This window comes from Labrys sp. WJW (genome assembly GCF_001676615.1).
In the GTDB taxonomy this organism is placed as follows: domain Bacteria; phylum Pseudomonadota; class Alphaproteobacteria; order Rhizobiales; family Labraceae; genus Labrys; species Labrys sedimenti.
The window spans coordinates 18,244-36,453 of the sequence record NZ_LYXZ01000021.1; the positions used below are offsets into that span (position 1 = coordinate 18,244).

Here is an 18,210-nt window from a genome sequence, read left to right on the forward strand (position 1 = left end):
GCGAAGCATGTTGTCTAGTGATATAGACAACTATATGAGGAACCTTGCAACGCTTCCATGACAAAACCAGTCCCGCCCAAGAATTTTTCGTCGCAGATGGCAACAGGCGATTTTGCCGCTGCGGAAGATGGCGTTTCCCGTGGCGATGGTATCGCCGCTGATGGTGTCGTCTTTCGCGGCGATGGTATAGCCGCCTGGCGCAAGATCGTGGATCTCGTCGAGGCGGAGATCATTGGCGGCATGCTGGCCCCCGGGACGCAATTGCCGACGGAGGCCGCACTGGCCGCCCGCTTCGGCGTCAACCGGCATACGGTGCGCCGGGCGCTCGGCGAACTGGCCGGCAAGGGCCTGGTGCGCACCGCGCAGGGCAGGGGGACCTTCGTCGAGCTTTCCCGGCTTGCCTATCCGATCGGCGAGCGCACGCGTTTCAGCCAGAACATGGCGCAGGAAGGGCGCGAGGCCGGGGGCATCGTGCTGGAGGCCGTCGAAATCGAGGCCGATCCGCGCCTTGCCGGATTGCTGGCCATTGCGCCGGGCAGTCCGGTGCTGAAGCTGCTGACAATGCGTTCGGCCGACGGGGTGCCGATCGCCTTCGGCAATTCCTTCCTGCCGCTGCCGCGCTTTGCCGGTTTTGCCGATGCCTATCGGCGCTTCGGGGCCGTGACGCCGGCCTTGGCGGCCTGCGGCGTCGATGATTACAAGCGGGTATCGACCCGTGTCGGAGCGCGCTTTGCCTCACCCGACGAAGCGGTCAGGCTCGATATTGCGGTCGGCCGCCCCGTCCTGACGGTGGAGGGTGTCAATATCGATGCCGACGGCGTGCCGATCCAGGCGATCTTCAGCTTGTTTGCCGCGGACCGTACCGAGATCGTGGTGCAGAGCTGACGGGCGCGGAGTGCCGGCCTCTCAGCTCCATCAATCGATGGAGCGTGGTCGACACTCCAAGATCCCTAGCCGCGATAATCGTGCCGGATGCCGCGCGGATCCGTCACGACAGGGCCGTTCTCGCCATCGTCGAGATAACCAGGCCCGATCGGCACCTTGCCGTGTCCGCCGGGAATGTCGAGCACATAGGTGGGCTGGCCGAGGCCGGTGAGGGTGCCGCGAAGATCCCGCATCACCGCCTGGCCTTCGGCGATGGTGGTGCGGAAATGGCCCGTACCCTTGGCGAGGTCGCCATGGTGCAGATAATAGGGCTTGATGCGCAGGCCGAGCAGAGCCCGGAACAGGGCTGACAGTTCCTCGGCCGTGGCGTTGACACCCTTGAGCAGCACGGTCTGGCTGACCATGGCGATCCCCGCCTTGACCAGCCGCGTACAGGCAACTCGCGCGGCGGGCGTGAGTTCGCGCACATGATTGGCGTGCAGGGCGACGAACACGCCCTTCGGGCTGTCGAGGCTTTCGATGAGCTCGTCCGTGACCCGTTCGGGCGCCACCACCGGCACGCGCGTATGAAAGCGGATCACGCCGAGATGATCGATGGCCGACAGCGCTCTCACGATCCGGCCGATGCGCCGCGGCGACAGCGCGAAGGGATCGCCGCCGGTGATGATGACCTCGAAGATCGCTCGATTGCCGGCGATATAGGCCAGGGCGGCATCGAGCTCGCCACTGCCGAGCATGTCGCCCTCCGGCCCCACCATCTCCCGCCGGAAGCAGAAGCGGCAATAGACCGGGCACACATGCAGTGGCTTGAGCAGGACGCGGTCGGGGTAGCGATGAACGATGCCCTTCACCGGCGAGAAGGCGTCGTCCCCGATCGGGTCCGAGAGTTCGTCCGGGCTCCATGTGAGTTCATGTCCGGTCGGTACGAACTGGGCGGCGATTGGATCCTGATCGGGGGGCCCCTCGATCAGGTCCGACATCGCCGGGGTGATGGCAACGGAGAAACGTCGCGCGACCTCCTCGATGTCGAGGCGTTCGAGCGGCGAGACAAGGCCGGCGGCCTCCAGATCGGAAGCGCTCCTGAGACTGGAATGCTTGTTCATGTGATCGTCTGTTCCGGGAGGCCCGTTTCGGTCCTGTCCCGGAAATCCTGCAGGGTTTCAAAAATCTGGCCCTGCTCATAAACCTTTGGGCCGCCTTTCGGAAGACGAAAGGCAAGAATCGTCTCGACCGTACCCTGCGGGCCATGCATGCTTCGCCGGGGGCTGTCCTGGGAGAATCAGCATGATCCGTTTGCTCGGTGTTGCTCTCGTTTCGTCTTGCCTCGTCACCAGTGCCATGGCCGCAGGTTCCACCTGCAAGGCCCAGGCAACCGACAAGAAGTTGGCGGGGGCCGCCTTGACGGCCTTCACCAACAAATGCGCCAAGGATGCCGCCGGCGCCTGCGATGCGCAGGCCGCTACCAAGAAACTGAACGGAGCGGCCAAGACGAGCTTCGTCAAGAAGTGCACGGCTGACGCCGTCGGCGGCTAAGATCCATCAGGCGCCGCATTCTCATGCCTTCACAAGAGGAGCATGCGGCGCCGAAACCTGCCGCAGGAAAAGGCGATCTTCCCGCCGGATGAAGGCTTCGCGCTTGGCGAGATCGTAGTTGGCGCGGCCGCCGGCGCTGTTGCGCAACCGGGCTCGATAGGCCTCATAGGCGGCGAGGTCCTCGATATTGTAGATCCCGTAGGCCGTCGTGGCCGATCCCTCATGCGGCGCGTAGTAACCGATGAGGTCGGCCCCGCAGGCCGGGATGAGCTGGCCCCAATTGCGGGCATATTCCTCATAGGCTTCGAGCTTGAAGGGATCGATGTCATAGCGGATGAAGCAGGTGATCATGGCTGTCTCCTTGGTTGGCTGACCGGGACAGGCTAGGCGATTGAGCGACGTCAATGCTTCGGCTATGATCGTAGTATGAAAGACGGACCGATGATCGCCTCTGTCGCCGCCCTGATCGGCGACCCCGCCCGCGCCAACATGCTCACGGCGCTGATGGATGGGCGGGCCCTCACCGTGAGCGAACTGGCCGAGGCCGGGGGCATCACCCTGCAGACGGCCAGCGGCCACCTTGCCAAGCTCGATGCGGCCGGCCTGCTCTCAGCTGAGAAACAGGGACGGCACCGCTATTTTCGCCTGTCCGGCCACGATGTCGCGCAGGCGCTGGAAGCGCTGATGGGGCTGGCCCAGCGCACCGGCGCCGTCAGGGTGCGAACCGGCCCGCGCGACGAAGCCATGCGGACAGCCAGGATCTGCTACGACCACCTCGCCGGAGCGCGCGGCGTCGCCCTGCTGGACGGCTTCGTCTGTCAGGGCTTTATCAGCGGTGATGACGATCCCGTGGTCACGGCCACCGGGCAGCAATTCTTCGTCGGGCTGGGGCTCGACGTGCCGGCCATGGCCAAAAGCCGGCGCCCGCTCTGCCGGCGCTGTCTCGACTGGAGCGAGCGCCGCAGCCATCTCGGCGGAGCCCTTGGTGCGAGGCTGCTCGACTGGGTGATCGAGCGTGATTGGGCTCGGCGCAGGGAGGGGCGCGTGATCGCCTTCACACCGGCCGGCGCAAAGGCTTTCGATGCGGCGTTCGGCCTGGCGGGATAGGATCAGGGCCGTTGCGGCTGGCCGATGATCGCGAGGCGCAGGCGCGACGAGATCACGTCGATGACGGCGACGGTGACCAGGATCATGAAGATCAGCACGCCGAGGGGCGGCAGGTCGAGCACCCGCAGCAATTCGGCCAGATATTGGCCGACACCGCCGGCGCCGACGATGCCGATGATGGTGGCCGAGCGCACGTTGGATTCGAAGAAATAGAGCACCTGGCTGGCCATCACCGGCAGAACCTGCGGGATCAGGGCGAAACGGATGCGATGGATGCGATTGCCGCCGGTGGAAAGCACGCCCTCGCTCGCCTTGTTGTCGGTGGTCTCGATCGCTTCGGAGAACAGCTTGCCGAAGGCGCCGAAGTCCACGCAGATGATGGCGAGCACGCCGGCGAAGGGACCGAGGCCAACCACGCCGACCCAGACCAGCGCCCAGATCAGCGCATCGACCGAGCGGATCACGTCGAGGCCGCGGCGCACGGCAAACCGGACGAAGACATTGGGAATGACGTTGCGGGCTGCCAGGAAGGCTACGGGCGCGGCCAGCACGGCCGCGGTGAGCGTTCCCGCGAAGGCGATGGCGAGCGTTTCGGCGAGCGCCTCGACGAAGAACCAGAATTTGCCCTCGTCATTGGGCGGGAACATCTGCACCACGAAGGTGCCGAGCCGCGAAAGACCGCTGAAGAACCGATCCGGCGTGACCTCGAGCCGGATCATGGCGACGACGGCAAGGGCGAGCAGGACGGCGATCACGCCGCCCGCCAGGAAACGCGTCCGCCAGGAGGTCTCGAAATGGGCGCGATGGCGAGCCGCCACGGAGGCGAGTTTTTCAGGGCCGAGCGGGGCGAGAGGGCCTGCCGGACGCGGTGCCGGGCCGTTGATGCGGTTGTTCATGGCGTCGCCTCCTGACCGATCAGGCGGTGGCGCAGCTTCTCGGTGGCGAAATCGATGATGAAGACGGTGACGATGATCATCAGAAGAATGGCGCTGACATCAGCATAGGCGAAGGTGCGGATCGCCACCAGGAGTTCCTGGCCGATGCCGCCGACGCCGATGAAACCCATGACGCCGGCTTCCCTCACATTGATCTCGAAGCGGAGCAGGGAATAGGAGGCAAAGTTCGGCAGGGTCTGGGGCAACACGGCAAAGCGTATGCTTTCCAGCCAGGAGCCGCCCGTCGCGACAGTCCCCTCGACCGGCTTCATGTCGACATTCTCGACCACTTCGGCAAACAGCTTGCCGAGCGCGCCCATGGTGTGGATGGCGAGTGCCAGGGCGCCGGCCATCGGTCCCGACTTGAAGGCGATCAGGAAGATCATGGCAAAGACGATGGTGGGAACCGTGCGGCAGAATTCGAGCCAGCGGCGGACCACGGCACGCAGAAGCCGGCTACGCGTCAGATTTGCCGCGGCCATGAAACACAGGGCGAAGGCACCGAGAACGCCGAGCAGCGTGCCGAGATAGGCGACAAGCAGCGTGTCGCCGAGCAGCACCAGCCACTTGCCGAAGCCCCAATACCACTCCCTGATATCGCCGACGAAGTTGCCGAGAGTTAGGGGAGGGGCGATGCGGCTGAAGAAGGACGTAAAGTTGCCGATATGCGTCCACAGGAAGCCTGGCCGGACCGACGCCACATGCGCCGACAGCGCGTAGAGGGCGATGCCGACAGCGACGGCGAGCCAGATCCGCCGCTTCTTGGCGGCAATGGTTGCCTGGTAGGCTTTCAGCAAGGCTCGGGCCTGCGCTTCCGGCAGGCTATTGATAGCCGGCAATGTTATATCCTCCTGCCTGGTCGAGCGGCCGTGGCCCACTGCGAAATCCGCCTGTGCAAAGGGCGCGCACCTCGCGGTGCGCGCCCTCTCTTGCGGTCATGCCTGGCCTTACTGGGTCTTGCGGAGCGTGTCGTTGAACTTCACCATGTCGACGATCGGCTGATACTCCTTGGCGCTGATCGCCGTGAGTTCGAGATCCTTGCCGTCGGAAAGCTTGTCGAAATTGGCCTTGTCGTTCTTGGCATAGTCGATCAGGGCCGTGCCGATCTTCTTCTTCAAATCGTCGGGCAGCGAGGCGAGCACCGTATAGGGACCTTCCGGCAGGAAGGGCGTCTTGTAGATGACGCGGAAGTCGGCCTTGGTCATCGGAGTGCCGTCATCCTTCTTGAGGATGCCGCGGCTGAGCATGCGGGTCAGGTTGGAATCGTCTTCCGAGTTCCAGCTGTTGGCCGCGGCGTCGGCGGTACCCTGGGCAAGGGCCAGCACGGCGTTGTCATGGCTGCCGGCGAAGACGACGGAGGAGAAGAACTTGTCGACGTCGATGCCCTGGCTGTGCAGGCCGAAGCGCGGCGCATTGTTGCCGGAGGTCGAGTTGGGGTCGACGAGGGCGAGCTTCTTGCCCTTGAGGTCCTCGATGGTCTTGTAGGGGCTGTCGGCCTTCACATAGATCACGGAGTAGTAGCCGGTAAGGCCGTTGTTGTGGCGGGGAACGGCGACCGGCTCGGTGGCGACGCCGGTGATGATGGCGCGGGCGTAGGAGGCCGGGCCATACCAGGCGATCTGGGCAAAGCCGGCGCGCTGGGCTTCGATCACGGCGGCGTAGTCGTTGGCGATGTTGAGCTTGACCGGCACGCCGACCTGCTTGGCGATGTAGTCGGCCAGCGGCTGGTAGCGATCATTGGTGGTGGAGGCGTTTTCAGCCGGAATGACGGCGAGCGTCAATTCGGGATACTGGGCTTTCCAGTCCTCGGCCTGGGCAGTACCGGCGGCAAAGCTCATGGCTGCTGCGGCAAGGCCGAGCAGCGTGCGGCGCGAAAGCATAGGTCTCTCCTGTCGGAAATATCGTGTTCTTGTGGCTCTTGAAGATGCGCGGCCGGCCTGTCAGGCGGCGACGCTGGCGGGGCGAGCCTGACCTGCCCATTTGGTGTCGGCATCGGCGTCCATCACCTCGCCGGCCTCCAGGCCGTAGAGGTCGCGGGCCGCGTCTGCCGTCAGCGCTGCGGGAACGCCGTCGAAGACCACACGGCCTGCGGACATGCCGATCAGGCGGTCGCAATAGCCGCGAGCGAGATCGAGCGAATGGAGGTTGCAGATGACGGTGATGCCGAAATGCTTGTTGATGCGCAGCAGGGCATCCATCACGACCTTGGTGTTGCGCGGGTCGAGCGAGGCGATCGGCTCGTCCGCCAGGATGATCGAGGGTTCCTGCACCAAGGCGCGGGCGATCGCCACGCGTTGCTGCTGACCGCCGGACAGGCTGTCGGCGCGCTGGCCGGCGAGATTGGCGATGTCGAACTGCTCCAGCGCGGCGAGTGCCATGGCCTTGTCTTCGAGGCCCCAAAGCTGCAGCACGGCGCTGGCCGTCGAGACCTTGTTGAGGCGGCCCATCAGCACATTGGTGAGCACGTCGAGGCGGCCGATCAGGTTGAACTGCTGGAAGATCATGGCGCAGCGCGCGCGCCAGTCCCGCAAGGCCTGTCCACGCAAGGCCGTGACGTCGACGCCGTCGAAGGAGATCGTCCCCTCGCTCGGGTCGACGAGGCGATTCAGCATGCGCAGCAAGGTCGACTTGCCGGCCCCCGAGCGCCCGATCACGCCGATGAAGGCGCCGGGCGCAATTTCCAGATTCACATCGGCGACAGCCGTCTTGCCGCCAAAGCGCCTGGAAACTCCTTTGATCGCCAGCATGAACAGATCCCTTCTCGTGCAGGTTTCCGGAGTCGGTAACGCCGGGCGATTACAGAGGGATGGCAGTTCAATGATGTTTCAGTGACGATCCCCCGCGGATGTCGCCGGCAATTGCGACAGGCCGGGCGCTCGGATCGTTTCTTGTCATGGCATTGTCGCAGGAGGATGGGAAGCAGGAGGCTTTCCATCACCGGTGAATTGCCTTGCCCAAACTCAGCCACATGCCTTTCATCGACCCGACGGCTTCGGTTTCAGCGAGCCGGCTCGGGCGTTACACCGAGGTGGGTCCGCGGACCAACCTGAACGAGGTCGAGCTCGGCGACTATTCCTATGTCGTCAACGATGCGGACATCGCCTACAGCCATGTCGGCCGTTTCGTCTCGATCGCGGCCCATACCCGCATCAATCCGGGCAATCACCCGATGGACCGGGCAAGCCAGAGCCATTTCAGCTATCGCGCCTCGGCCTATTTCGAAGGCGAGAGCGACGAAGCGGATTTTTTTGCCTGGCGCCGACGGCATGACGTCCATATCGGCCATGATGTCTGGATCGGCCATGGGGCGATCGTGCTGGCGGGGCGTCGGATCGGCAGCGGCGCCGTGGTGGGAGCCGGCGCCGTGGTCACCCGCGACGTCGAGGCGTATACCATCGTCGTCGGCAATCCGGCGCGGCCGATCCGCCGCCGCTTCGAGGACGCGATTGCCGATCGCCTGCAAGCCCTGGCTTGGTGGAACTGGTCACATGAGACGCTGCGCATGGCCCTTCCGGATTTCCGCAATCTCCGGATCGAGGCCTTCCTCGACAAGTATGAGACTCTTGCCGTTGAGGGGCTAATCGGTCCATCCTGAGGGCATGACTGATGCACTGCTCCATTTTGAAGATTTCCCGGTCGGCGAGATTGCGACATACGGGTCGTACCGGCTGACGCGCGAGGCCATCCTCGCCTTCGCCAGGGAATATGATCCCCAGCCGTTTCATCTCGATGAGGAAGCGGCAAGGAACACCATGCTGGGCGGACTTGCGGCTTCCGGCTGGCACGCCTGCTGTATTTTGATGCGGCTCAATTGCGACGGCTTCATGCTCAACTCCACCTCGATGGGGGCGCCGGGCATCGATGAGGTCAAGTGGCTGGCGCCGCTCCGGCCGGATGTCACGCTGAGCGTTCGCCGCACGACGCTGGACGCTCGTGCCTCCAGGAGCCGCCCGGACATGGGCCTGGTGAAGTTCCTGTTCGAATTGGTCGCAGACGAGAAGACGGTGGTGACCACCCAGACCGGCTCCATCATGTTCGGCCGGAGGCAGGCGGCATGAAATATTTCGAGGATCTTGCCATCGGGGATACCGACGAGATCGGCGCTTTCACCTTTTCAGCCGAGAACATCAAGCGCTTTGCGACCCTCTACGATCCCCAGCCCTTCCATGTCGACGAGGCCGCGGCTGAGGCTAGCCATTTCGGCGGCCTGGTGGCGTCGGGCTGGCAGGTTGCGGCCGTGTGGATGAAGCTCCTGGTGGCGCATCAGGAGGTCGAGATCGCCAGGGCACACCAGCTCGGCAAGCCGGTGGTCAAGCTCGGCCCGTCACCGGGCTTTCGCAACATGGTCTGGGCTAGGCCGGTGCGCGCCGGCGATACGCTGCGCTACAGCGTGGAGGTCACGGGCAAGAAGGAGAGCGCCTCCCGGCCCGAATGGGGTATCGTCTCCATGCTCAGCTCGGCGCTCAACCAGCAAGGCGAACAGGCCTTTCGCTTCGAGGGCACCGTCTTCTGGGAAAGGCGGGGGTAGAGCTCACCCATAAACCAACGGGTCGAAATGGCTCGGCCTTTGTCATTGCCGGGCTTGACCCGGCAATCCAGTTCCTCCGTCCAAACGGCGAGGAAGAGGCGGCTGGATGCCCGGGGCAAGCCCGGGCATGACAAAGCCGGTGTTTCAGTTACTTCTGGGCAATGGCGAAAGCCGGGCCGAACTGTGAGGCCGCTCCAACTCCGCATAGAACGCGTAGCCGCGGTAGAGGTCCTTGATCCGGAGCTGCAGGTGCTCGCGGCTGGCGAGATCCGCCAGAGCCGCGGGCAATGCGGCGATCGGATGGACGTGGAAGCGCGCCAGCCAGGCAAAGAGCAGCCGCTTGAACCAGCTCGGCAGGCCCTCCTGCTGGCCGAAATCCACGATGAGGAGCCGACCGCCCGGCTCGAGGGCTGCAGCGGCCCGCTCCAGCACAGCCTGCCAGCCGGGGATCATCGACAGCGTGTAGGAGATATAGATGCGCTCGAAACCCTTGCGCCCGAATTGCTCGGGTGAGAAACGGGTGGCGTCGGCCTGGGCCACGGTGACGCGGGCCAGGCGATTGCGGTCCAGCGAGTGCCGTGCCGTTTCGAGCATCGCCGTCGAAATGTCGAAGCCGGAGAGCGGCGTGGCGGGGTAGTGCTTGGCCACGGCAATGAGGTTGCGGCCGGTGCCGCAACCGATTTCGAGAATGGCATCACCAGCGGCCGGCCGCAGCGATGCGATCAGGTGATCCCGGCCGAGCAGGTAATATTTGCGCGTGAGATCATAGATGTAGCGCTGGTGGCGATAGATCCGGTTCATCGCCGCCGCGGCATCGCCCGTCTGGATCTCGATGCTCAATGGAGGGCTCGCAGCTCGTAGAGATGGAAGCCGCCATAGATGGCGGAGCGGTCGCGCGCAGTCCAGGCCCGGCAGCGCTCGCGATCATAGGACCAGCGCGCCAGCAAATCGGCGGGAATACGCCCCGGCAGCAGGCTTTCCTCGGCGGCGGTGCGGAAGATCACGCGGGCGCCGGGGCGGGCCGTGCGGGTGATCTCGCTCCACAGCTTGGTGAGGATGACATCGGTCATCCAGTCCTGGGCATCGAGCAGCACATAGGCGTCGAGGCTGGCCGCCGGCTGGGCCTTGAGATGGTCGATCAAATTGACATGGCGGACCTCGATGCGGTCGGCGCGGTCGCGCACGGCCTCGTAGGCCGCCGGCTGGAGATAGGGCGGCACCGGCCCGTCGCCATCGGGTTTGTAGCCGCGGCCGAAGGCCTGCCAGGCGAAATAATTGTCCTTGAGGTCGAAATCGCAGGCGAGGCGTTCCAGCCGCTCGCGAAGCACGTCGGCAATGCCTTCCCCGTCGGCTGCCGCCCCGGCCAGGGCGTCATACTGCTCGGGCGGAATGCCCAGGCCATAGAGCGAGGCCCGCCGGCGCGTGAGCCATTTGATATGGGGGCGATCGAACAGGGGCGCGATGCGCTCGTCGAAGACCCGGCGCTGCTCGGCGAGATCGCGAGCGGCCAGGAGGTCGGCCGGATCGATGCGATGCAGCCGTCCGATCAGATGTCCCAGGCCGATGAAACGGCCGAGCAGGCCGTACCGATAGAGGTTCTTGCCGAAATAGCCGATGCGGCGGCGGCCGAGCAGGTCACGCCCGTCCCAATAGGCGCGTGTCTCGGCGTCGAGATGGGAGCGCAGTGCCGTCTCGTAGATCGAAACATTGCGGCGCTGGTGGGCGCGCGCGAAGAAATCGTAGAAGGCGGCATGGTCGGGCAGGTGCCGGGCCGCCGCGATCTTCAGCCGGTTGAGCGCGATATGGTGGCGGTTGAGGTCGACCGCGGTGATCGCGGCCGGGCCAGCCTTGAGATAGCTCATCACATTGCAGCCGCCGGAGGCGATGGCAACCAGCCGGTCGTCGGATTTGAGAGCCAGCGCCTCCATGTCGATCTCGGGATCTTCCCAGATCTGGGCGTAGACGAGGCCACTGAAAGCCAGGGTGAAGAGCCGGTCCTGCATGCCGCGCAGCGACAATAGCCGGTGATGTTCCACGGCCTGCTTGACATGGCCCTGGCCCTTGGCCGGCGCCTGTGTCCCGATGCTGTTCACATCCGTCATGCCCATCCGCTCCTTCGCCGAATCCGGGTTGCGCGATGGGATTCGCGGATAAGACCAAGCGATGACGGGGGGATGACAAGGGGCCGCCAAAGCGACGCGCAGGCGACAGGTCCTCAGGCCGTACCTGCCGCCTCCACGCGTTCCTTGCCGAGTGCTGCGGCCATAAGCGTGCGGGTATAGGTTTCGCGCGGTGCGTCGAAGATCTGGGCGGTGGAGCCCTCCTCGACGATGCGTCCCTCCTTCATCACGACGACATAGTCGGACAGCGCGCGTACCACCGACAGATCATGGCTGATGAACAGATAGGACAGGCCGTAGGTGGCCTGCAGGTCGCGCAGCAGTTCGACGATCTGTTTCTGCACCGAGCGATCGAGCGCCGAGGTCGGCTCGTCGAGCACCACCACCTTGGGCTTGAGGATCATGGCGCGCGCAATGGCGATGCGCTGGCGCTGGCCGCCCGAGAATTCGTGCGGATAGCGGTTGCGGGCGGTGGGATCGAGGCCGACCTCCGTCAGGGCCTGGACGGCCCGCTTGTCCCGTTCGGCAGCCGACAGGCTGGGCTCATGCACTCTCAGGCCTTCGGTGATGATGGACCCCACCGACATGCGGGGAGAAAGCGAACCGTAGGGGTCCTGGAACACCAATTGCAGGGCGCGCCGCAGCGGACGCATATCGAGCACGCTTGCCCGTGAGATGTCCCGGCCGTCGAAGCGGATGTCGCCTTCGCCGGTATTCAGCCGCAGCAAGGCGCGACCCAGGGTCGACTTGCCTGATCCCGATTCACCCACGATACCGATGGTCTGCCCCTGCTGCAGGCGCAGGGAAACATCGTCCACCGCCTTCAGATCCATGGCCTTGTGGCCGCCGAACAGGCTGCCGGCGAGATGATAGGTGACGCGGATGTTGCGGCCCTCGAGCAGCACGGGGGCATCGGGGCGCGGCGGATCCTTGTGGCCCGACGGTTCTGCCGCCAGCAGCATCTTGGTGTAATCGTGCCGGGGATTGTCGAAGACCTGCTGCGTGGAGCCGGTCTCCACCACTTCGCCACGGCGCATGACATAGACGCGATCGGCAAAACGCCGGACGATGTTGAGGTCGTGGCTGATGAAGACGATGGACATGCCCAGGCGTTGCCTGAGATCGGCGAGGAGGGACAGGATCTGCGCCTGCACGGTGACGTCGAGCGCGGTGGTCGGCTCGTCGGCGATCAGCAGATCAGGATCGTTGGCGAGCGCCATGGCGATCATCACGCGCTGGCGCTGGCCGCCCGACATCTCATGGGGATAGGCATCCACCCGCCGTTCGGGATGGGGAATGCCCACGAGCTTGAACAGGTCCACCGCCTTCTTGCGGGCTTGCTTGTAGCTGCCGCCGCGATGGTGGACGATCGGCTCGGCCACCTGGCGCCCGACCTTGTAAAGCGGGTCGAGCGAGGTCATAGGCTCTTGAAAGATCATGGTGATCTTGTCGCCGCGTACCTTGTTGAGTTCCTTCGCCGGCAGGCCGAGCAATTCCCTGCCGCGATATCTGGCCGATCCCCGGACCTGGCCATTGCCGGCCAGCAGGCCCATCAAGGCCATCATGGTCTGGCTCTTGCCCGAGCCGGATTCGCCCACGATGGCGACGGTCTCGCCTCTGTTGACCTTGAGGTCGATGCCCTTGACCGCCCTGACCGTACCATCGGGGGTGCTGAAGTCGACCTCGAGGCCGCTGACGTCGAGGAGGATGTCTTTCGTATCCTGATCCGCAGGTGTCTGTTGCATCGGTCTTCCCTTGAGCAAAATGCGGCTAGGCCGAACCGTCCCCGCGTTTTTTTAACGTGTTGATATCGGCAGCATTTTGCGGTTCAAAGCGCCTCCGTCTGAAAGAAAAACGCTCTAGCGATCTTTGGGGTCGAAGGCGTCGCGCAGGCCGTCGCCGATGAAATTGAGGCAGAACAGGGTGGTGACCAGGAAGATGGCCGGGCAGATCAGCAGGTAGGGGGCCGCCTCCATGGAATCGGCGCCTTCCTTGATCAACGCGCCCCAACTGGTGAGTGGTGCCTGCACGCCGAGCCCGAGGAAGGAGAGGAAGCTTTCGAGCAGGATGATGCGGGGAATGCGCACCGTCAGGAATACCAGCACCGGGCTCAGCGTGTTGGGAATGATGTGGCGTCGGATCACCGCCCCCTCGCTGAGCCCCAGGGCGTGGGCCGCCGAGATGAAGTCGCGCCGCTTCAGCGACAAGGTCTGGCCGCGCACGATGCGGGCCATGTCGAGCCACTCGATGGCGCCGATGGCGACGAAGATCAGCCAGAAGTCACGCCCGAAGGAGGCCACCAGCAGGATGACGAAGAACATGAACGGGAGCGAGTAGAGGATCTCGACGAAACGCATCATCAGATTGTCGGTACGCCCGCCAATATAGCCCGACACGGCGCCGTAGGTGACGCCGATGACCAAGCTGACCAGGCTGGCGAGCAGGCCGACGAGCAGCGAGACCTGGCCGCCGATCATGATACGCGTCATGAGATCGCGGCCATTGCCATCGGTGCCGAGCAGGAAATACTGGCCATTGATGTCACCCTGCATGACGACCGTGCGGCCGTCGTCCCGGGTCTCGGTGACCTTGGTGTTGCGGAATTCGTCTATGCGATCGACATAGCGGGTGGCGCGCGGATCGATCGCCCGGCTCGACGTCAATGTCGCCGTGAACTGGGTGCCCGATGTCTCGAAGGATTGGACCTGCAGACGGGCCTGGGAAGCCGCGCGCTTCATGGCCTCCTCGAGCGTCGCATGCTTGGGATAGGGCGAGAGGCTGGGCGGAACCTTGACGTAGGACCCATAGACCTGGTCGTAGCCGTGGGGCGAAAAGAACGGCCCCAGTATGGAAAAGATCACGATGGCCGCAAACACGAACAGGCTGACCATGGCGGCCTTGTTGCGGCGGAGGCGCAGCCAGGCGAGTTCGAGCAGGCTGCGGCTGCGCGGGAGTGTGGCGGGTGCCAGGCTTGTTTCAGTCATGACGCACCCTCGGATCGAGCCAGGCATAGAGCAGGTCGACGATCAGGTTGAAGATGATGATGAAGACCGAAACCAGCACCACGGTCGCCATCACCAGCGTGTAGTCGCGGTTGAGGGCACCCTCGACGAAATCCTTGCCGACGCCGGGAATGCCGAACACCTTCTCGACCACCACCGAGCCCGTCAGCAGCGAGGCGGCGGCGGGAGCAAGATAAGTGACGATCGGCAGGATGCCGGCGCGCATGGCATGGGCGACGATGGTCAGCTTGGCGGGCAGGCCATAGGCTTTCGCCGTGCGGATGTGGTCGGCATGCAGGGCCTCCAGCATGGAGCCACGCATCAGGCGGGCAAAGGTCGCCAGTTCCGGCAGGGCCAGGGTGATCATCGGCAGGAGCAAATAGCGAAACGAGCCGTCGCCCCAGCTGCCGGTCGGCAGCCAATGCAGGGTTTGTCCGAAGAGGAGCGCGAGGACCGGCCCGATGACGAAGTTGGGGATGGTGATGCCGATATTGCCGATCGCGGTTACGGCAACATCCACGATCGAATTCTGGCGCAGTGCAGCGATTGTTCCGATCAGAATGCCGCCGACGACAGCCAGGAGCAGGGCCATGCTGCCCAGTTGCAGGGAGTATGGCAGTTTCTGCAGGATGATTTCAGAGACCGTATAGTCGCGATAGACGTAACTGGGGCCAAAATCGCCGCGCAATACGTTCCAGATATAATTTAGATACTGTTTCCATACCGGGTCGTCGAGATGATAGACGCGGTTCAGGTTGTCCATGATCTGCGGCGGCAGCGGCCGGGCGAGATTGAAGGGTCCGCCCGGTACCTGGCGCATCAGGAAAAAAGAAAGCGTGACGATCACGAACAGGGTCGGAATCGCGCTCGCCAGACGCTTCAGCACGAATGAAAGCATGACATCGCCTCGGATTGGCTGTCTGCGAAGCGTTCAGGCCCGTCATCGGCGAGGCAAGCACGCTTCTCCAGCCGCGGATGAGAGACAGGAGGATGGCCTCCTGCCGTCTCACACGCAGCAGCTCATTCCTTGGTGAGGAAACGCGTGCCGTGGTGGTTGGCAAGGTTGTCGTGCCAGCCCTTGACCTTCTTGGAGACCAGCCAGGGGTCGTTATAGACCAGCAGGGGTGTGACCGACGCATCGCGCAGCAGCATGGCTTCGGCGTCGTGCAGGATCTGCATGCGCTTGGCCACGTCCCGCTCGGTGAAGGACTTGGCCATCAAGGCATCGAATTCGGGATTGTTGTAGTGGCCGTAGTTGAAGACCTTGTTGGTGGAGACACCCAGGGTCAGGAAGTTCTCGGGATCGGCATAGTCGGCGACCCAGCCCGCCCGCGTGACGTCGAAACTATTGCCCTGCTGCAGATAGGAATAGTGGGACTTGAGATCGGAATTGAGCATGGTGACCTCGGCGCCGAGGCCCTTCCACATATCGGCGATCGCCGTGGCGACCTTCTTCCAGTTCTCGTTGGTGTTGTAGCGAATCTCGACCTTGAGCGGCTTGCCGCCCGGGCCGTAGCCGGCTTCCTTCAGGAGTTCCTTGGCCTTGTCCTCGCGGTCGAGCTGCGGCGTGTCGGCGAAATCGGCCTTGGCTGGCGTATAGTTGGCGATACCCTCCGGGATCCAGCTATAGAGCGGCTGATAGACGCCGTTCAGCACGTCATTGGCCAGGAAGTCGCGGTCGATCGCCATGGCGAAGGCCCGTCGGACCCGGATGTCGTCAAAAGGCGGCTTGCGGGTGTCGAAGGCGTAATATTCGCTCGACGTCGATGGCGAGACGTGGACCTCGTCGCCGACCTTCTCCTGCAGGAACTTGCGCTGATCGGCCTGGAATTGATAGGCGAGGTCGAGTTCTCCGGCCAGGAAGCGGCGCTGGATGGCGGCCTGGTCCTCGCTCGGATAGGCAACCACGCGGTCGATCTTCACATTCGCCGCACCCCAGTAATTGGGGTTCTTCACGAAGGTGAGGTGATCGCCGGGGATCTGCTCGGTCACCGTATAGGCGCCGTTCGACACCAGCTTGCCCGCCTTGGCGAAATCGCGGCCATATTTCTCGACATTGGCCTTGTTCACCGGCACGACGCTTTGATGAGCCAGGAGTTCGGGGAAGAAGGGAACGGGGCTTTCGAGGGTGATTTCCAGCGTGCCAGCATCGATGGCCTTGACGCCGAGCGTATCCACCGCTGCCTTGCCCGTATTAATCGCCTGAGCGTTCTTGATCGGGTAGGACAGGCTGGCATATTCGCCGGCTTCCTTGGGATCGAGATTGCGCCGGAAGCTGTAGACGAAATCCTCGGCCGTGACCGGGTCGCCGTTCGACCACTTGGCGCTGGGCCGCAATTTGAAGGTGTAGACCAGCCCGTCCGGCGAAACCGTCCAGCTTTCGGCGACGGCGGGACCCACCTTGCCGGCGCCGTCATAGGCGGTGAGACCTTCGTAGAGGTCGTCGATGATGAACTGCTCGATATTGGTGGTCGTATGGATGGGATCGAGCGATTGGGGTTCGCCGCCCAGGCCCTTGTTCAGCACGGTTTCGGCGGAAGCCGACAAGGCCGTGCCGCTGAGCAAGCCCACGGCGAGCAGGGCGCCGAGCAAACGCGTTTTCAAGGCTGCTGTCATCCTGATGTCCCCTCTGAAGCCAGTTGTTCCGGCTATTGGTTGAAGGGCGGCAGTAAAGGCCTTCGCATTCGCTACGGCAACCCGCGATTTTCGACGGGGAGAGGAAGGGTAGAGCTGCTCGGTCCACGTGCAGGGGGATAGTATGTCGAAGGGTATAGTGATCGTCTGAAAATTACGGATGGCTGGGATGCGACGCAATATTCGCCATAACCGACTGCGCTTTATGCCCCTTGCATTGCGAAGACTGATGGGGCGAAGGTCCGGCTGAATTATGGGGATAAGCCCTGCACAACCTGGCCGCGTGTGACGGGCCAGGATGTGGCGCCATGCCGGGGCCAGGCAAAACCAAACCGCCGCGCGAATGGTGACATTCGCACGGCGGTTCCGGGACGGTAATTCGAACTGATGAGAACGGGCCGGCTCAGTTGAACAGGCTGGAGACGCTCTCTTCGGAGGCGGTGCGGCCGATGGCCTCGCCGATCAGCGGCGCGATCGAGATGACGCGGATGTTCTGGGCCACGCGTACCGCCTCGGTCGGCATGATCGAGTCGGTGATCACCAGTTCGCGCAGCTTGGAGGAAGCGATACGGGCCACCGCACCGCCTGAGAGCACGCCATGGGTGATGTAGGCCAGCACATCCTTGGCTCCGCGTTCCAGCAGGGCTTCAGCGGCATTCACCAGCGTGCCGCCGGAATCGATGATGTCGTCGATCAGGATGCAGGTGCGGCCCTTGACGTCGCCGATCACGTTCATGACCTCGCTCTCGCCGGCGCGCTCACGGCGCTTGTCGACGATGGCAAGGGGCGCATCGATGCGCTTGGCAAGCGCACGGGCACGTACCACGCCGCCGACGTCGGGCGAGACCACCATGAGCTTGTCGAGCTCCATGCGGGCCTTGATGTCGCGCTCCATCACCGGGGCGGCGAAGAGGTTGTCGGTGGGAATGTCGAAGAAGCCCTGGATCTGCCCGGCATGCAAATCGAGGGTCAGCACGCGGTCGGCGCCGGCATGGGTGATCAGGTTGGCGACCAGCTTGGCCGAGATCGGCGTACGGCCGGAAGCGCGGCGATCCTGCCGGGCATAGCCGAAATAGGGGATCACCGCCGTGATGCGTCGGGCCGAGGAGCGGCGCAGGGCATCGGTGATGATCAGCAACTCCATCAGATGGTCATTGGTGGGGAAGGAGGTCGACTGGATGACGAAGACATCCGCACCGCGGACATTTTCCTGAATCTCGACGAAGATCTCCATGTCGGCGAACCGCCGCACCGAGCACTTCGTCAGGGGGGTCTTCAGATAGGTCGCAATCGATTCGGCCAGTGCACGATTCGAATTGCCGGCGACGAGCTTGATCTCGCCCGAACCGTGGCCCCTGTCACCTGCCGCCATGAAGCCGGCTCCCACTTTGAGAAAAATGCACCCGGCTCTTAGCAACTGACCGGCTCGCATACAATGGGGGCGTCACAAGGAGTTCACACTTGCA

19 protein-coding genes are annotated in these 18,210 nt (G+C 63.8%); 6 read left to right on the plus strand and 13 right to left on the minus strand.

Annotation, left to right across the window (positions count from 1 at the left end; genetic code table 11):
* Positions 1–57 precede the first annotated feature (57 nt).
* Complete coding sequence (gene phnF / locus BA190_RS14560) at positions 58–885, plus strand: phosphonate metabolism transcriptional regulator PhnF (protein ID WP_245314730.1); 828 nt, start codon at positions 58–60, stop codon at positions 883–885.
* 65 nt (positions 886–950) lie between these two features.
* On the opposite strand, the gene BA190_RS14565 is transcribed toward phnF, so the two are convergent.
* Positions 951–1,988, minus strand: a complete 1,038-nt coding sequence (locus BA190_RS14565) for a lysine-2,3-aminomutase-like protein (protein WP_068288409.1) — start codon at positions 1,986–1,988, stop codon at positions 951–953.
* A gap of 181 nt (positions 1,989–2,169) precedes the next feature.
* Here BA190_RS14565 and BA190_RS14570 point away from each other — a divergent pair, with 181 nt between their 5' ends.
* Positions 2,170–2,418 carry a hypothetical protein gene (locus tag BA190_RS14570; RefSeq protein ID WP_068288412.1) on the plus strand — a complete coding sequence of 83 codons (249 nt, stop codon included), beginning with the start codon at positions 2,170–2,172 and terminating at the stop codon, positions 2,416–2,418.
* Between the two features lie 21 nt (positions 2,419–2,439).
* Here the strand turns inward: BA190_RS14570 and BA190_RS14575 are convergent, their stop codons facing one another.
* The gene (locus BA190_RS14575) at positions 2,440–2,769 is read right to left on the minus strand and encodes an NIPSNAP family protein (RefSeq protein WP_068288415.1); all 330 of its coding nucleotides are present in this window, start codon (positions 2,767–2,769) and stop codon (positions 2,440–2,442) included.
* A gap of 75 nt (positions 2,770–2,844) precedes the next feature.
* Here BA190_RS14575 and BA190_RS14580 point away from each other — a divergent pair, with 75 nt between their 5' ends.
* Positions 2,845–3,525, plus strand: coding sequence for a helix-turn-helix transcriptional regulator (locus BA190_RS14580; RefSeq protein WP_068288418.1), 681 nt, complete (start codon positions 2,845–2,847; stop codon positions 3,523–3,525).
* Between the two features lie 2 nt (positions 3,526–3,527).
* Here the strand turns inward: BA190_RS14580 and phnE (BA190_RS14585) are convergent, their stop codons facing one another.
* The 4 genes from phnE (BA190_RS14585) to phnC all read right to left on the minus strand — a co-directional run bounded on the left by phnE (BA190_RS14585) (position 3,528) and on the right by phnC (position 7,207).
* Positions 3,528–4,421, minus strand: coding sequence for a phosphonate ABC transporter, permease protein PhnE (gene phnE, locus BA190_RS14585; protein ID WP_082979743.1), 894 nt, complete (start codon positions 4,419–4,421; stop codon positions 3,528–3,530).
* Entirely contained in the window at positions 4,418–5,299 is an 882-nt protein-coding gene (gene phnE / locus BA190_RS14590; RefSeq protein ID WP_068288421.1) for a phosphonate ABC transporter, permease protein PhnE, read from the minus strand. Before phnE (BA190_RS14590) ends, phnE (BA190_RS14585) begins: the two co-directional genes overlap by 4 nt.
* Positions 5,300–5,407: 108 nt before the next feature.
* The gene (phnD, locus tag BA190_RS14595; protein WP_068288424.1) at positions 5,408–6,340 is read right to left on the minus strand and encodes a phosphonate ABC transporter substrate-binding protein; all 933 of its coding nucleotides are present in this window, start codon (positions 6,338–6,340) and stop codon (positions 5,408–5,410) included.
* Positions 6,341–6,400: 60 nt separating this feature from the next.
* The gene (gene phnC, locus BA190_RS14600) at positions 6,401–7,207 is read right to left on the minus strand and encodes a phosphonate ABC transporter ATP-binding protein (protein WP_068288427.1); all 807 of its coding nucleotides are present in this window, start codon (positions 7,205–7,207) and stop codon (positions 6,401–6,403) included.
* A 197-nt stretch (positions 7,208–7,404) separates the two neighbouring features.
* Between phnC and BA190_RS14605 the strand changes: the two genes are divergently transcribed.
* Genes BA190_RS14605 through BA190_RS14615 form a run of 3 tightly spaced genes read left to right on the plus strand, consistent with a single transcriptional unit; the run spans position 7,405 to position 8,988 of the window.
* Positions 7,405–8,055: a chloramphenicol acetyltransferase gene (locus BA190_RS14605; RefSeq protein WP_068288430.1), complete on the plus strand. Its 651-nt coding sequence runs from the start codon at positions 7,405–7,407 to the stop codon at positions 8,053–8,055.
* 4 nt (positions 8,056–8,059) lie between these two features.
* Positions 8,060–8,518 (plus strand): MaoC family dehydratase, encoded by a 459-nt coding sequence (locus tag BA190_RS14610; RefSeq protein WP_202908470.1) that lies wholly within the window; start codon positions 8,060–8,062, stop codon positions 8,516–8,518.
* Positions 8,515–8,988 carry a MaoC family dehydratase gene (locus tag BA190_RS14615; RefSeq protein ID WP_068288433.1) on the plus strand — a complete coding sequence of 158 codons (474 nt, stop codon included), beginning with the start codon at positions 8,515–8,517 and terminating at the stop codon, positions 8,986–8,988. Before BA190_RS14610 ends, BA190_RS14615 begins: the two co-directional genes overlap by 4 nt.
* 144 nt (positions 8,989–9,132) lie before the next feature.
* Here BA190_RS14615 and BA190_RS14620 read toward each other — a convergent pair whose 3' ends face one another.
* From BA190_RS14620 to BA190_RS14650, 7 genes are all read right to left on the minus strand, one after another.
* The gene (locus BA190_RS14620; protein WP_245314732.1) at positions 9,133–9,828 is read right to left on the minus strand and encodes a class I SAM-dependent methyltransferase; all 696 of its coding nucleotides are present in this window, start codon (positions 9,826–9,828) and stop codon (positions 9,133–9,135) included.
* Positions 9,825–11,090, minus strand: a complete 1,266-nt coding sequence (locus BA190_RS14625) for a DUF3419 family protein (RefSeq protein ID WP_082979758.1) — start codon at positions 11,088–11,090, stop codon at positions 9,825–9,827. Before BA190_RS14625 ends, BA190_RS14620 begins: the two co-directional genes overlap by 4 nt.
* A gap of 113 nt (positions 11,091–11,203) precedes the next feature.
* Positions 11,204–12,853, minus strand: a complete 1,650-nt coding sequence (locus BA190_RS14630; RefSeq protein WP_068288436.1) for an ABC transporter ATP-binding protein — start codon at positions 12,851–12,853, stop codon at positions 11,204–11,206.
* Between the two features lie 114 nt (positions 12,854–12,967).
* Positions 12,968–14,092: an ABC transporter permease gene (locus BA190_RS14635; RefSeq protein ID WP_068288439.1), complete on the minus strand. Its 1,125-nt coding sequence runs from the start codon at positions 14,090–14,092 to the stop codon at positions 12,968–12,970.
* Positions 14,085–15,008: an ABC transporter permease subunit gene (locus BA190_RS14640; protein WP_068288442.1), complete on the minus strand. Its 924-nt coding sequence runs from the start codon at positions 15,006–15,008 to the stop codon at positions 14,085–14,087. Before BA190_RS14640 ends, BA190_RS14635 begins: the two co-directional genes overlap by 8 nt.
* Before the next feature lie 122 nt (positions 15,009–15,130).
* Positions 15,131–16,726, minus strand: coding sequence for a peptide ABC transporter substrate-binding protein (locus BA190_RS14645; RefSeq protein ID WP_068288445.1), 1,596 nt, complete (start codon positions 16,724–16,726; stop codon positions 15,131–15,133).
* A 421-nt stretch (positions 16,727–17,147) separates the two neighbouring features.
* A complete protein-coding gene (locus BA190_RS14650) occupies positions 17,148–18,116 on the minus strand; it encodes a ribose-phosphate pyrophosphokinase (protein ID WP_068288448.1) in 969 nt (322 codons plus the stop codon).
* Positions 18,117–18,210: the final 94 nt, after the last annotated feature.